The following is a 13703-nucleotide window of genomic DNA, read 5'->3' on the forward strand; positions in this document are numbered from 1 at the left end:
GGGCTGCACTCTCCAGTGTGACTTGCGCGGCTACCGTATGCAATGGGAACTTGTACCTCCGACGTTAGGCCTGCCGGGGCCCAAGGTCAAAGACGTTGGGCCTATTGGGTGGGCGTGTCGAAAGTTTCATTCTCGGGTTTAACGTTCGACGGCCCTCAGCCCGCGAAATCTTCAGGTTCGACGTCGTCGAGAAACTCGCGGAAGCGGCGCATCTCGCCTTCCTCGTCGACGGCGGGACCGGGGTGTGTGTCCTCGCCCTCGTCGTGTTCGGTGATCCGGACGCCGGCCTCATCCATGACGGCGTCGGCGCACCAGATCCGGCACTTGGCGCGCAAGGCAAGCGCCAGCGCATCCGAGGCCCGTGAGCTCACGGTGGTGCCGTTCTCGAACTGCAGCTGGGCGTAGAAGATGTTGTCTTCCACCGCCACGATATTGACGCTGACGATGGTGTGGCCCAGGGCCTCGACGACGTCCACCAGGAGGTCATGGGTCATCGGTCGCGGCGGGACAACCCCCTGCTGGGCCAGCGCGATTGCGCTGGCTTCCGGGGTGCCGATCCAGATCGGTACGTGGCGCTCACCATGGAATTCCTTGAGAAGGACAAGCGGCTGGTTGGATGGCAACTCGATCCGCACGCCCACAATCTCCACCTCAATCATCAGATGTCCATTCTTGAGATGCGGTCGTGGACCAGTGCCTGATGCAGAGACAGGCAGAGGTCGCTGATTTCCCGTGCAGCCTCGGCGGCCCGGGCATGGGAGGCGGCGTCCTTGCGGGAGGTCAGCGTGGCCACGGCGCGTTCCACGAGCCCAAATTCGCGGTCGGCGGCCGCCTGGAAGGGCCGCAGGTGGCGCGGCTCCAGGCCGTGGCTCTCCAGCTGGACGCAAGCCCGCGCTACTTGCAGGGCGTGTTCGTCGAACTTGCCGTTGACGTGACCGATCAGACCGTAGCTCAGGAGCGACTCCAGCAGCGAAACGCTCGCCCCTGATTCCGCCCGCAGCTGCTCTTCGCTGAGCCGGCGGGCCCGGCTCTGGAGCTCTGTGGCGAGTTCCTCCGAGACAATCCTCGGGGAAACGGTGACGCCTGCCGGCAGGTTCTCGGGCCGTTCGCCGCGGTCGATCGCGTCCAGGTAGTCCTTGATGACCTTCAACGGCAGGTACTGGTCCCGCTGGAGGGCCAGTACGAAACGCAGCCGTTCGACGTCGTTCTCGGAATACTGCCGGTAGCCGGCGGGCGTCCGCTGCGGGTTGATCAGCCCTTTTTCCTCAAGGAACCGGATTTTGGACGCCGTCATGCTCGGGAAGTCATCACTCAACTGAGCGAGGACCTCACCGATGTTCAGAACCTGGGGTCCGCGCCGATCCGCTTGTGCCGTGGCCACAGGCAGCTACCCCGCAATCAGACGTTGCCTGCTGCGCGGGCAGGGCTCAGGTAGAAGGTGAGGCGGAACTTGCCGATCTGGACTTCGTTGCCGGACTTTAGTTCCACGGCGTCGACGCGGTCGTGGTTTACGTAGGTGCCGTTCAGGCTTCCGGTGTCCACGACCTCGAAGCTGCGCGCGGTGCGGCGGAACTCAACGTGCCTACGGGACACGGTGACGTCGTCAAGGAAAATATCGGCGTCCGGGTGCCGGCCCGCCGTCGTGACGTCGGAGTCCAGCAGGAAACGTGCGCCGGCGTTAGGACCGCTGTGCGCCACGAGCAGCGCCGATCCGAAGGGAAGGGCCTCCACGGACGTCCATTCCTCGGAGGTGAGCTTCGGGGTGAAATGGGGTTCGTCGCGCACCGGAGTGAGGTTGATCGACGTGGTCTCCGAAGCCTTCACTCCACCTGTATCCTTACCGCGCCCGGTGGGGTTCCGTTCGTGCCCAAACATTGAGTCCTCCTCATTCGTTGCAGGTGTCCCCCCTGCAAACAACGCATGCCGTCCGGAAAAGCCTCGCAGTCCCGGTATCGAGGCTTTCGACAGGGTGTGGCGACGTCTTGCCATCCAACATCTCGTTGTCCAACAACACTCCCCCACCGTCCCTGCCCGAACGACCTCTGTCTTTAGCCTACCTGTTGTTCATACTCGGATGCACTGAGTAGTGACTCCACGGCGTCCGCTTCCGCGAGCCTGATTTCGATGAGCCAGCCCTCACCGTAAGGATCCGAATTAATCAGGGCCGAATCGGTGTCCAGGGCCTCGTTGCGGGCCACGACTTCGCCCGCCACGGGGGCGTAGATGTCGCTGACACTCTTCGTTGATTCCACCTCGCCGACGACGTCGTTGGCCTTGATGTTTGTCCCGATTTCGGGCATCTGGGCGTAGACGACATCCCCGAGGGCGTCCTGGGCAAAATCGGTGATGCCGACCCGGACCACGCCGTCGGCATTGGGGGCCGAAACCCATTCGTGTTCTGCGGTGTAGGACAGTTCTTCGGGAATGATGCTCATGACGGGCCTTTCATCGGGAATCACCAATGTCAACGGCGGCCAAACGAACTGCCCGCCGCTGAAAAGTATAGGCACATCCGGCAGGCGCCCGGGAGGACTCTGGCATCATGATGCGATGACGGAAAATGCGCACGCCCGGGGCCGGAATGGCGCTGCCCGGGGTCCCGCCGGCGCCCCCGAAAACACCGCCGGCATCGCAGAAAATCGATGCGCCGCAGCAGAAAGGGGTAGGCAATGCCCGAACTTCCGGAGGTGGCGGCCCTGGCGGATTTCCTGGGCCAGCAGCTGATCGGGACCGTTGTCACGAAGGTCCAGATCGTCTCGTTCGCGGTGCTCAAAACAGCGGATCCGCCCTTTTCCGTGCTGGAGGACCGGGCCGTCACCGGGGTGCGCCGCTTCGGCAAGTTCGTCTGCGTGGACGCCGGCGGGGTGTCGTTCGTCTTCCACCTGGCGAGGGCCGGCTGGGTCCGCTTCACCGATGCACCCAACGACATCCGGCTGAAAATGGGCAAGGGCCACATAGCGGCGCGGCTGTCCTTCTCCGGCGGATCCGGCCCGCGCGGCTTGGATTTGACAGAGGCGGGCACGAAAAAGGGCATGGCGGTCTATGTGGTCCGGGATCCTTCCGACGTTCCCGGGATCGCGGCGCTCGGACCGGACCCGTTCAGTGCGGGGTTCGACGTCGATACCCTGGCGGAAATCTTGGGGTCCAGTTCGCAACAGGTCAAGGGCCTCCTGCGAAGCCAAAGCGTCGTCGCCGGCATCGGAAACGCCTACAGTGACGAGATCCTGCATGCCGCCCGGATTTCACCGTTCGCCATCGCCAAGTCACTGGACCGGGAGGCGGTCCAGCTGCTTTATGACTCCATCCACGACATTCTCGGGACAGCCCTGCAGGAAGCCAGCGGTAAAGCGCCGAATGAGCTCAAGGACACCAAGCGGAGCCACATGCGGGTCCACGGCCGGACCGGCGAGGAGTGCCCGGTGTGCGGTGACACGGTTCGCGAGGTTTCCTTCGCGGACACTGCCCTGCAGTACTGCCCGACCTGCCAGACGAAGGGAAAGATTCTGGCTGACCGCCGGACGTCCCGCTTCCTGAAATAAGCGGGCTTTTGACCTGTGCAGGAGGAAACCGGTGCAGGAGGAAACAGAAAACCCCGCCATTCCCTTGTCCGGAATGGCGGGGTACTTTCTGTTGGTCGGGCTGACAGGATTTGAACCTGCGACCCCTTGACCCCCAGTCAAGTGCGCTACCAAGCTGCGCTACAGCCCGTTAGTCCCGCCGTTCTCCGCTAGGAATTCTCCCCGGTATCTCTCCAGGTTTCCTTCCAAGCAGTCCGGCCGAACCACCTCCAAAAGCTTACACGATTCTGGAGGGTTCCTGTGACACTTTCATGCTGTCACGGCGGGGTGTTTCGGAATTAACGCTTCTTCCCCCGCTTTTCGCGCACACGCATGTTGACTTCGATGGGCGTGCCCTCGAAACCGAAGGTCTCGCGGAGGCGCCGGGTGATGAAGCGGCGGTAGCCCGGATCCAGGAATCCGGTGGTGAAGAGCACGAACTTCGGCGGCCGGCTCGAGGCCTGGGTGCCGAAGAGGATGCGGGGCTGCTTGCCGCCGCGGACCGGGTGCGGGTGGGCTGCCACAAGTTCGCCCAGGAACGCGTTGAGGCGTCCGGTGGGGATGCGCCTGTCCCAGCTTTCCAGCGCGGTATCGAGAGCCGGGACCAGCCGGTCCTTGTGCCAGCCGGTCTTGGCCGAGATGTTGACGCGGGGGGCCCAGGCAACGTGCGCGAGGTCCTGCTCGATTTCGCGTTCCAGGTAGCGGCGGCGCTCGTCGTCGAGGAGGTCCCATTTGTTGAAGGCCAGCACCAGGGCGCGGCCCGATTCAATGGCCAGCTGCAGGATGCGGACATCCTGCTCGCTGAGCACCTCGTCCACGGCGAGGAGCACGACGGCGACCTCGGCCTTTTCGAGCGCGCTCTGCGTACGCAGGGAGGCGTAGAAGTCCGCGCCCTGGGCCATGTGCTGGCGGCGGCGGATGCCGGCGGTGTCGACGAAGCGCCACGTGCGGCCGCCGAGCTCGATGAATTCGTCGACCGGGTCGCGGGTGGTGCCGGCGGTGTTGTCCACCACCACGCGCTCGGACCCGGCCAGCTTGTTCAGCAGCGAAGACTTGCCGACGTTCGGCCGGCCGATCAGCGCGACGCGGCGGGGTCCGCCGGAACGCTCAAGGCCTTCAATGGTGGAAAACTGCGGGAGCGTGTCCATGACGTGGTCCAGAAGGTCGGCCACGCCGCGGCCGTGGAGGGCCGAGACTGGGTACGGTTCGCCGAAGCCGAGGCCCCAGAGAACGGCGGAGTCAGCTTCCTGGGCGAAGTCATCGACCTTGTTGGCCACCATGATGACCGGCTTCTTGGACTTGCGCAGCATCTTCATGACGCCTTCGTCGGTGGCGGTTGCACCGACGGCGGAGTCGACGACGAACAGGACGGCGTCCGCGAGTTCTACTGCCATCTCGGCCTGCTCGGCGACCCGGGCGTGGATGCCTCGGGCGTCGTGCTCCCAGCCGCCGGTGTCCACCACCGTGAAGTTCCGGCCGTTCCAGTGTGCCGAGTACATGACGCGGTCACGGGTGACGCCGGGGGTGTCCTCGACGACTGCCTCGCGGCGGCCCAGAATCCTGTTGACCAGGGTGGACTTGCCCACGTTGGGCCGGCCGATGATAGCCAGGACCGGATCCAGCTTGACCGGACCGTCAAAGTCCTCGTCGTCGTAGTGGCCGCTCAGCAGGGCGGCGTCGTCCTCGTCGAGCTCGTAGTCGTCCAGGCCTGCCCGGAGGGAGGCGGCGCGGAGCTCCGCTTCCTCGTCGTCCAATGCGGCGAGGTGCTCAGCCACCTGGTCGGTGCCGGTGGGCGTGTATTCGTCTTCGCCGGCGCTGAAATTGCCGGAGGTTTGAGTCGTATCGCTCATTGCACTTTCCTTAGGTGGTGATCTGCCGGCGTCCCGGCTACTGCTTCGTGACGTTCGTGCGGGGATTCCGCGTGGGGCAGGGGCTGCCCGGTTCTTAGTACTGAGTCCTGGACATGGCGCGCCAGCGCGGCCCGGATTTCTGTTCCCGCCCTGTCCATTGAAACACGGCCGGTCTCACCGGGCCTGCGGCTGACGTTGATGGCTCCGCCGAAGCTGACGTGCAGCCGCCGCCGGGGTGCGGGAACACTGTCCAGGTGTTCGCCGCTGATCCTGGTGCCCAGGATGGCCACGGGGACCACGGTGGCGCCGGAGTTCAGGGCCAGCCAGGCGACGCCGTTGCTGATCGCGGCCGCCGCGCCGTTCCCCCGCGTGCCTTCGGGCAGGATCCCGACGCACCGTCCGGCTTCGAGCAGGCGCCGCGCCGCGGTCAATGTCGCACGGCCGCCGCGGCGGTCCACCGGCAGCTGGCCAGAGGCCGTGAGTACCTTTCCGAGGAACCCGGTGAACATCTCCTGTTTGACGAGAATGTGCATGGGCCGGGGTGAGGCGCCAAACATGACGGGACCGTCGAGCAGACTGATGTGGTTGCCGGCGAAGATCACGGGACCGGTCGCCGGGACGTTTGACCGTCCGGTCACCGAGGTGCGGTAGACGACGTGGTCCAGGAGCCACCCCACAGGCCGGCTCCACGCCGTGCTCCGGTGGCCCGGCAGCGAACCCCGATCTGACGCAGTCGCGCCGGCGCTGTAAGTCACTGTGGCATCAGTCACCGTTTGCTCAGTCACGTTAGGCTCAGTCACCCTGGGTGGCCCGGTGGCGGGCGCTGCTTTGCTTGAGTGCGGGATGGTTGATCACCGTGTCCACGATGTCGAGGGCGGCCTGGACCGTCCCGTCGAAGTCGAGTTCAGAGGAGTCCAGGGTCACCACGCCGTCGGCCGCCGTGGTGAAGTTCACCACGGTGGAGTCTTTGGCGTCGCGGTGGGTGACCTGGGCCGCCAGCTGCTCGGCGTTCTGGCTCCCGCCCAGCTGAATCCCGCGGCGGCGCAGTCGAGCTTCTTCACTGGCCGTGAGCAGCATCCGGACTTCCGCCGCGGGCACGACGACGGTGGTGATGTCCCGGCCCTCGACCACCATGCGGCGGTGGTGCTTCTCGATCAGTTCGCGCTGCCGGCGGATGAGCTCCGTGCGCGCGCCCAGGGTGGTGGCGACGGCGCTGACGGCGGCGGAAATCGAGGGTTCGCGGATGGCGAGCGTGACGTCCGTGCCGCCGACGCGGACGTACTCGTCCTCCGGGCTCGTGCTGATCTCCAGCGGAAGGGTCTCGGCAGCGGTCTCGACTGCGGCGCCGTCGTCCAGGTCCGTGCCGTTCTGCAGGCAGAACCACGTCAGGGCACGGTACATCGCGCCTGTGTCAAGGTAGGCCAGTTTGAGCCGGCGGGCCACCTCTTTGCTGACGCTGGATTTGCCGGAGCCGGAGGGACCGTCGATGGCGACCACAAGGCTTTTTCCGGGGCGGAGCACGTTCACTGTCTCGATGAGTTCCTGGGTCATTACTGGAGTACCTGCCATCCGCGGTCGTTAAGGGCTTCTATCAGGAGGTCGTGCTTGTTGGGCAGGACGGAAATCTCCACCATGCCCACGTTTTGTCCCGAGGAGTGGTCCAGGCGGAGGTCCTCGAGGTTGACGCCGATCTCGCCGATCTCGGTCAGGAGCTTCGCGATCTGTCCGGGGGTGTCATCCACCAGGACGGTCAGCCACGAGTACGCCTGCGGGGGGCCACCGTGCTTGCCCGGAATCCGCGACTGGCCGGCGTTGCCTTCGCTGATCAGCTGTGCCAGGTCCAGCCGCGCGCCGGGAGCAGTCGGGGCTTCCAGGGTTCCGATCAGCCGGTTGAGGTCCTCGCGGACGCCATGCAGGATCGCGACCACCTTGTCCGCGTTCGCGCCCAGGATCTGGACCCAGAGTGTGGGGTCGCTCGCGGCGATCCGGGTGACATCCCGCAGCCCGTTGCCGGCAAGGGACAGCGCGTGCAGGGGCGTGCCCTGCAACCGGCTGGCCACGAGGGAGGACATCACCTGGGGCAGGTGGGACACCAACGCCACGGCTTGGTCGTGGTCGTCGGCAGCGAATTCGGACACGACCGCGCCCAGGTCACCGGCCAGCGCGCGCGCCACCCGCAGGGACTCCGGCAGAGTCTCTTCCGCGGGACACACCACCCACGGCATGGAGGTAAACAGCTCGCCGCGGGCGGCGACGGGGCCGGATTTCTCACGCCCCGCCATCGGGTGGGTCCCCACGTAGCGGCCCAGGTCAGCACCGCGGCCGCGGAGGTTGGCAAGAATGTTTGCCTTCACGCTCGCGATATCCACCACGACGGCGTCCGGGTAGTCCTGCAGCGCTTTGGCCACGACGTCGGCCGTGACGTCCGGCGGCGCAGCCACCACGACGAGCTCCGGCTGTTCTGCCTCGAGGCGCGCCAACGGCAGACCGGCGCCGATGTCGACGGCGACGGCCTGGTTGGTGGGCGAGGGATCCGAGAGGAACACTGCGACTCCGCGCCCCCGCAGCCCCAGCCCGATGCTGGTGCCCAGAAGCCCGGCGCCCACAACGACCACCGGGCCGTTCAGGTGGCCGCGGCCGTGCGTGCGAAAGGCGGACATGCCTACAGCCCCACGGATGCCAGCAGGTGGCCGACTTCCTGCTTGCCGAGGTTGCGAATGCTGCCCTGGCGCTGGTCACCCAGACCGATGGGGCCGACCTTCACGCGGACCAGGCGCAGCACCGGGAAGCCGACGGCGTCGAACAGGCGCCGGACGATCCGGTTCTTGCCCGAATGCAGCACGACCTCGATCAGCACATGGCCCGGAGTCGAGTCCACGAGCCTGAAGGAGTCCACCGAGGCGATTCCGTCCTCGAGCTCCACGCCGGCTTTGAGTTCGGCGCCGACGCCCTGCGGGAACGGGCCGCGGACCTGCACGAGGTAGGTCTTGGGCACTTCGTACGAGGGGTGCGTCAGGCGGTTGGCGAGCTCGCCGTCGTTCGTCAGGAGCAGCAGCCCTTCCGTGGCGACGTCGAGCCGGCCCACGTGGAAGAGGCGTTCGCCGTGGTACTTGCGCACGAAGTCGCTGATGCACGGGCGGCCGTCCGGGTCCTCCATGGTGGAGACAACGCCCTTGGGCTTGTTGAAGACCATGTAGACCATGTTCTCGTCGAGCTGGATGCGCAGGCCGTCGACGTGGATTACGGCGGTCTTCGGGTCGACGCGCATGCCGAGTTCGGTGACGACGTGGCCGTCGACCTCGACGCGGCCTTCGGCGATCATTTCCTCGCAGACGCGGCGCGAGGCTACACCGGCGGACGCCATGACTTTCTGCAGACGGATGCCGTCGGAGTCGTGCAATTCAGACTGCGGCACCTCACGGCGCGGTCCGCGGTTGCGGGCGGGCTTTCGCACCGGCCCGAGGTTCTGGCCGAAGCGTTCGCTGCCGAAGGCGCGGGGGCCGGCCGCTTTCGCGGCGCCGGTACGTGGTTTGGGCTTGAGCGCGCCGGGCGTGCCGGGTTCTTTGCCGAAGCCGGGCTTCCGGGCGCCGGGCTTGCGGGCTGCGCCCTTGGCTGCCGGGCTGTTCGGCTTCGAGCCACCGGATGCGGACCGGGACGCCGGGGCGGCCTGCAGGTCCGGATCGATGAAGGCCTGTTCGCGAGGCTTGGGGTGCTTGAAGGGGCGGTCTCCGCCGCCCTTCGAGAAGTCGCGGCCTCCCTTGCCGCCGGCAGCGCGCGGGCCGCCGCCCTGGACCGGACCGCGTGCGGTCTTACCCTGACCTCTGCCCTGTCCGGCACTGCTTTGGCCGGCAGTGTTTCGTCCGGCATTGTTACGTGGTGAACCCTGGCGTCCCGCCTGTGTCATGACCCGTCCTTACGTTCGTGGCCCGCGGCCGCTGTCTCCCGACAACACCCGCAGGCCGGGCAAATTGTTCTGCCCGGTGGATACTTATGTGCAGACAGTGTTCCTGTCTGCATTCTTCCTGCCTACATTCTTCCCGGCTCGTAAAACTCCTCGATGCCTTCCAGGCCAGGAAGGTGGGGGGAAAGCTGCGGCAATTCAGCCACGGAGCCGATTCCCATCCGCTCGAGGAAATACGACGTCGTGCGGTACAGGATTGCTCCGGATTCGGGATCGGTTCCCGCATCCTCAATCAGCCCCCGCTGCGTCAGCGTCCGCACGACAGAGTCAACATTGACTCCTCGAATTGCAGACACCCGCGCCCTTGATACGGGCTGGCGGTAAGCGATGACGGCGAGCGTCTCAAGCGCCGCCTGCGTCAGCCTGGCTGTTTGTCCTTCCAGCACGAATCCGCCAACGATTTCGGCGAACTCCGCACGGGAATAGATACGCCAGCCTCCGGCGATATTCCGCAATTCAAAACCCCGGGGGGCGGCATTGTTGCCGTCCGTGTTGCCGTTGTTATTACGGCTATGGCTGGCGACGTCCGCATCCGGGGCACTAACAGTATACCCGTTATAGTCCCGCTGCAGTTCAGCCAGAAGGGAGTCGACGACGTCGACCGTCAGATTCAGCCCAGCCGCGAGGGCCGTGGCCGTGGCCGGTTCGTCGATCACCATCAGGACGGCCTCAAGGGCGGCGCGGGCGCCGCCGGGCAGACTTGCGACGTCGACGGGCTCTGCGTCATTCACGGCTGTCCTCATATTCTTCACTCAGGCTTTCGCTGCTCCACCCTTGGGCGCCGGCCGTCCAGTGGACGGTCAGGTCCCCCAGCGGCAGCAGCTGGTCAAAGCCCACCGCGCGGTCGCGGAACAATTCCAGCAGCGCCAGGAATCGTGCCACCACCACCAGGGTGGATTCGGCGTCGGCGATCAGCGCCCGGAACGTCAGCGGGGTGCCCTGCCGCAGCCGGCTTCCCAGCAACTCGGCCTGTTCCTTGACGCTCACGGGGGTGCCGTGCAAATGCGTCAGGCCCACTTCCGTGGGCGCGGCTTCCTTGGGCCTGAGGGCCGCTTCGGCGAGGCCCGCGAACTGCTCAGGGGTGTGCCGCCAGAGAAGTTCCGGAAGCAGCGCCGCGAAGTGTCCCTCCAGGGCCACCTGCCGGGGGTACCTGCGGGCTTCGAGGTCAAGCGTCGAACCGATCATGCCGGCCACCTGCTTGAAGGCCTTGTACTGCAGCAGCCGGGCGAACAGGAGGTCGCGCGCTTCCAGCAGGGCGATGTCCTCGTCGTCCTCCACCTCGCCGGCGGGCAGCAACCGGGCGGCTTTGAGGTCCAGGAGGGTGGCGGCAATGACCAGGAATTCGCTGGCCTCGTCCAGGGCCCATTCCTCCCCCAGCTGCTGCAGTCCCCTGATGTACTTGATGAATTCGTCGGTGACCGTGGACAGCGCCACCTCGGTGATGTCCAGCTCGTGCTTGGAGATCAGGCCGAGCAGGAGGTCGAAGGGGCCGGTGAAGTTGGCCAGCCGCACTTCGAATCCGGCCTTCTTCGCAGACTGGCACTGCGCGCCCGCAGGGCCCTCCGGTGCTGCAGGACGCTGCGGCGCTGCCTGGCCCGCGGGTTCTGCGGGCAGGTCGAGCTCCGCCGTCGAGAGGAAAGTGCCTGCCACGTTCCTGGCTAGGGCGCGCCGCCGCGCGAGATCAGCTCTTTGGCCAGGCGGCGGTAGGCGTCGGCACCGACGTGGTTTCCCGCGTAGGTCGTGATGGGCTCGGCCGCCACGGTGGCGTCGGCAAACTTGATGGAGCGCTTGATGACGGTTTCAAAGACCTTGTCGCCGAAGGCCTCCACGAGGCGGGCGATCACCTCGCGGCCGTGCAGGGTCCGGGCGTCGTACATCGTGGCGAGGACGCCGTCGACCTGAAGGCGCGGGTTGAGGCGGTCCTGGACCTTGTCGATGGTTTCCACAAGCAGCGCCACGGCGCGAAGGGCGAAGAATTCACAAATCAGCGGGATGATGACGCCGTGGGCGGCGGTCAGCGCGTTGACGGTGAGGAGGCCGAGTGAGGGCTGGCAGTCGATGAGGACGACGTCGTAGTCGTCCTCGACCTTCTTCAGCGCCCGGTCCAGGACCTGCTCGCGGGCCACCTCATTGACCAGCTGCACCTCGGCGGCGGAGAGGTCGATGTTGGCCGGCAGCAGGTCCACGTTTTCGACGCCGGTCTGCTGGATGGCGTCGCGGATGTCCACCTTGCGGTCCATCAGCACGTTGTAGACGGTGAGGTCCAGCTCGTGCGGGTTCGTGCCCAGGCCCGCCGACAAGGCGCCCTGCGGATCGAAGTCCACCAGGAGCACGCGGCGGCCGTATTCGGCCAGTGCGGCGGCGAGATTGATGGTGGACGTCGTTTTACCGACGCCGCCCTTCTGGTTCACCATGGCGATGACCCGTGCAGGACCATGGGAGGACAGCGGCGCCGGCTCCGGAAAGTCGCGCTGGGGCCGCCCGGTGGGGCCCATGACTGCGTCGTCCAGATCGAGTTCGATGCCTTCCAGAGTTGCTGAACCCTGTTCGCTGCTCACGTATCTATCCACACTTTCGATGACGGTGATTCTCGTGCATGGTGTTGCTGAGTGTTGCCAACGCCGGCCGACGGGGCCGAGCGTGTTTCCTCCCAAGGTTACAGCGCCCGACACGGTATTCGGCGGACCTTGACAACCGCCGTTCCGTGAGCCTTGACCTTCGGGTTGAAGTCGAAGGTTGACCCACAAGGCAAAATCCGGCGAGGAAATGGGAGCCGCCGCGGCAGGCTATCCAACCCCCTGGACGGTACAGCCCGGCCAGACGGCAGAGGCCGCCGGACAGAAAACTGCCCGGACGCTGAACGGCGTCCGGGCAGTTATCGGTCGGGATTGGCTCAGGCCTTGCGGGCCTAGGCGTGCGCGGGGGCCGCCGGGGTGGGTGTGGAACCGGCCTCCTGCGCCGGGCCGTGGCCGTGGCCGGCGAGCATGGTGACTTCGTCGAACGGCTCGGCGCCGGCGAGGACACGGTCCACGCGTTCGCCGTCGATCTCCTTGACCCACGTGCCGATCAGCACGGTGGCGACGGCATTGCCGGTGAAGTTGGTCAGCGCCCGGGCCTCGGACATAAAGCGGTCGATGCCGACAATCATGCCGACTCCGCCCAGCAGCTGCGGCGCGTGTGCCTGGAGTCCGGCGGCCAGGGTGGCCAGGCCGGCACCGGTGACGCCGGCGGCGCCCTTGGAGGCGATGATCATGAAGACCAGCAGGGAAACCTGCTCGCCGAGGTCCAGGGGCGTGCCCATGGCGTTGGCGACGAAGAGAGCGGCCATGGTCAGGTAGATGGCCGTGCCGTCCAGGTTGAAGGAGTAGCCGGTGGGGACCGTCACGCCAACGACGGGCTTGGACACGCCGAGGTGTTCCATCTTCGCGATCAGGCGGGGCAACGCGGCTTCGGAGGAGGACGTGGAGAAAATCAGCAGGTATTCGCGGGCCAGGTACTTCATCAGCTTGAAAATGTTGACACCGGTGACCACTTTGAGCAGGCCACCGAGGATCACGATGATGAACAGCGCGCAGGTGATGTAGAAGGCAGCCATCAGCGTGAACATGCTGAAGATGGCCTGCATGCCGGTGGCACCGACGACGGCCGCGATCGCACCGAAGGCGCCGAGGGGGGCGAGCCACATGATCATAATGAGGATGCGGAACACTAGGGCCTGCGCGTAGCCAACGGCCTTGAGGATCGGGGCGCCCTGCGGGCCCATCTTCTGCACGGCGAAGCCGACCAGGATCGCGGCGAAGAGGGTCGGCAGGACGGGAATGTCGGCCGGAATGATACCGAGCAGGAAGTCGACGGTGCTGTCGGCGGCGGCTTTCTTGTTTGGATCGTAGGGCGCGAGGTTGAGGCCCTCGCCCGGGTGGATCAGGTTGCCCACCACGAGGCCGATCGCCAGGGCGAAGGTCGACATGATCATGAAGTAGATGAGCGCCAGGCCGCCGACCTTGCCCACGGTGGCGGCCTTGGCGATGGAGCCGATGCCCAGCACGATGGTGCAGAAGATCACGGGCCCGATCATCATCTTGATGAGTTTGACGAAGCCGTCGCCGATTGGTTTCAGGGATTTGGCGAACTCGGGGAACAGCAGCCCCACGACGGCACCCGCTATCACGGCGACAATGACGGCCATGTAGAGGTAATGGGACTTATCGAGCCCTTTGCGGCGGGGTTTGGTCAGCGTGTCGTCCTGCGCAGCTGACTCTCCTCTTTGAGATGCCATGGTGTCTCCTTATGGATAATCTGGAAGACGCTGCGGCCCAGGCTCTGAGCTCATCACGT

General features: G+C 65.9%; 14 protein-coding genes and 1 tRNA gene. 1 reads left to right on the forward strand and 14 read right to left on the reverse strand.

The genetic code is table 11. The features are described from left to right. Positions 1–155 precede the first annotated feature (155 nt). From BM372_RS17095 to gcvH, 4 genes are all read right to left on the reverse strand, one after another. Positions 156–659: a bifunctional nuclease family protein gene (locus tag BM372_RS17095; RefSeq protein ID WP_090956648.1), complete on the reverse strand. Its 504-nt coding sequence runs from the start codon at positions 657–659 to the stop codon at positions 156–158. After that, positions 659–1381 carry a transcriptional regulator FtsR gene (locus tag BM372_RS17100; RefSeq protein ID WP_090956649.1) on the reverse strand — a complete coding sequence of 241 codons (723 nt, stop codon included), beginning with the start codon at positions 1379–1381 and terminating at the stop codon, positions 659–661. Before BM372_RS17100 ends, BM372_RS17095 begins: the two co-directional genes overlap by 1 nt. A gap of 17 nt (positions 1382–1398) precedes the next feature. Further along, positions 1399–1875 carry an FHA domain-containing protein gene (locus tag BM372_RS17105; RefSeq protein ID WP_090956650.1) on the reverse strand — a complete coding sequence of 159 codons (477 nt, stop codon included), beginning with the start codon at positions 1873–1875 and terminating at the stop codon, positions 1399–1401. Positions 1876–2048: 173 nt separating this feature from the next. Continuing rightward, complete coding sequence (gene gcvH / locus BM372_RS17110; protein ID WP_090956651.1) at positions 2049–2435, reverse strand: glycine cleavage system protein GcvH; 387 nt, start codon at positions 2433–2435, stop codon at positions 2049–2051. A gap of 234 nt (positions 2436–2669) precedes the next feature. On the opposite strand from gcvH, the gene BM372_RS17115 reads away from it, so the two are divergent. Next, positions 2670–3539 carry an Fpg/Nei family DNA glycosylase gene (locus tag BM372_RS17115; protein ID WP_090956652.1) on the forward strand — a complete coding sequence of 290 codons (870 nt, stop codon included), beginning with the start codon at positions 2670–2672 and terminating at the stop codon, positions 3537–3539. A gap of 92 nt (positions 3540–3631) precedes the next feature. Here the strand turns inward: BM372_RS17115 and BM372_RS17120 are convergent. The 10 genes from BM372_RS17120 to BM372_RS17165 all read right to left on the reverse strand — a co-directional run bounded on the left by BM372_RS17120 (position 3632) and on the right by BM372_RS17165 (position 13644). After that, positions 3632–3708, reverse strand: a tRNA-Pro gene (locus tag BM372_RS17120). 148 nt (positions 3709–3856) lie between these two features. After that, the gene (der, locus tag BM372_RS17125) at positions 3857–5407 is read right to left on the reverse strand and encodes a ribosome biogenesis GTPase Der (RefSeq protein ID WP_090956653.1); all 1551 of its coding nucleotides are present in this window, start codon (positions 5405–5407) and stop codon (positions 3857–3859) included. Beyond that, positions 5404–6084, reverse strand: a complete 681-nt coding sequence (locus BM372_RS17130) for a lysophospholipid acyltransferase family protein (RefSeq protein WP_090956654.1) — start codon at positions 6082–6084, stop codon at positions 5404–5406. The genes der and BM372_RS17130 overlap by 4 nt, the downstream gene beginning before the upstream one ends. Positions 6085–6199: 115 nt before the next feature. Beyond that, complete coding sequence (cmk, locus tag BM372_RS17135) at positions 6200–6958, reverse strand: (d)CMP kinase (protein WP_090956655.1); 759 nt, start codon at positions 6956–6958, stop codon at positions 6200–6202. Next, a complete protein-coding gene (locus tag BM372_RS17140) occupies positions 6958–8067 on the reverse strand; it encodes a prephenate dehydrogenase (protein WP_090956656.1) in 1110 nt (369 codons plus the stop codon). Before BM372_RS17140 ends, cmk begins: the two co-directional genes overlap by 1 nt. A gap of 2 nt (positions 8068–8069) precedes the next feature. Then, positions 8070–9311, reverse strand: coding sequence for a pseudouridine synthase (locus tag BM372_RS17145; RefSeq protein ID WP_090956657.1), 1242 nt, complete (start codon positions 9309–9311; stop codon positions 8070–8072). Positions 9312–9433: 122 nt separating this feature from the next. Beyond that, on the reverse strand, positions 9434–10111 hold the full coding sequence (locus BM372_RS17150; RefSeq protein WP_090956658.1) for an SMC-Scp complex subunit ScpB: 678 nt from the start codon (positions 10109–10111) through the stop codon (positions 9434–9436). Then, entirely contained in the window at positions 10092–10880 is a 789-nt protein-coding gene (locus BM372_RS17155; RefSeq protein ID WP_090956688.1) for a segregation and condensation protein A, read from the reverse strand. Before BM372_RS17155 ends, BM372_RS17150 begins: the two co-directional genes overlap by 20 nt. Positions 10881–11026: 146 nt before the next feature. Then, a complete protein-coding gene (locus BM372_RS17160) occupies positions 11027–11926 on the reverse strand; it encodes a ParA family protein (protein ID WP_090956659.1) in 900 nt (299 codons plus the stop codon). A gap of 350 nt (positions 11927–12276) precedes the next feature. Next, positions 12277–13644, reverse strand: a complete 1368-nt coding sequence (locus BM372_RS17165) for a cation:dicarboxylate symporter family transporter (protein ID WP_090956660.1) — start codon at positions 13642–13644, stop codon at positions 12277–12279. Positions 13645–13703 lie beyond the last annotated feature (59 nt).

This window comes from Arthrobacter sp. ov118 (genome assembly GCF_900116495.1).
GTDB lineage: Bacteria > Actinomycetota > Actinomycetes > Actinomycetales > Micrococcaceae > Arthrobacter.

Coding starts and splice junctions, on each gene's coding strand:
- gcvH (WP_090956651.1), bottom strand. CDS start 2,435: ATGAGCATCATTCCCGAAGAACTGTCCTACACCGCAGAACACGAATGG.
- BM372_RS17150 (WP_090956658.1), bottom strand. CDS start 10,111: ATGAGGACAGCCGTGAATGACGCAGAGCCCGTCGACGTCGCAAGTCTG.
- BM372_RS17145 (WP_090956657.1), bottom strand. CDS start 9,311: ATGACACAGGCGGGACGCCAGGGTTCACCACGTAACAATGCCGGACGA.
- BM372_RS17165 (WP_090956660.1), bottom strand. CDS start 13,644: ATGGCATCTCAAAGAGGAGAGTCAGCTGCGCAGGACGACACGCTGACC.
- BM372_RS17095 (WP_090956648.1), bottom strand. CDS start 659: ATGATTGAGGTGGAGATTGTGGGCGTGCGGATCGAGTTGCCATCCAAC.
- BM372_RS17140 (WP_090956656.1), bottom strand. CDS start 8,067: ATGTCCGCCTTTCGCACGCACGGCCGCGGCCACCTGAACGGCCCGGTG.
- cmk (WP_090956655.1), bottom strand. CDS start 6,958: ATGACCCAGGAACTCATCGAGACAGTGAACGTGCTCCGCCCCGGAAAA.
- BM372_RS17105 (WP_090956650.1), bottom strand. CDS start 1,875: ATGTTTGGGCACGAACGGAACCCCACCGGGCGCGGTAAGGATACAGGT.
- BM372_RS17115 (WP_090956652.1), top strand. CDS start 2,670: ATGCCCGAACTTCCGGAGGTGGCGGCCCTGGCGGATTTCCTGGGCCAG.
- der (WP_090956653.1), bottom strand. CDS start 5,407: ATGAGCGATACGACTCAAACCTCCGGCAATTTCAGCGCCGGCGAAGAC.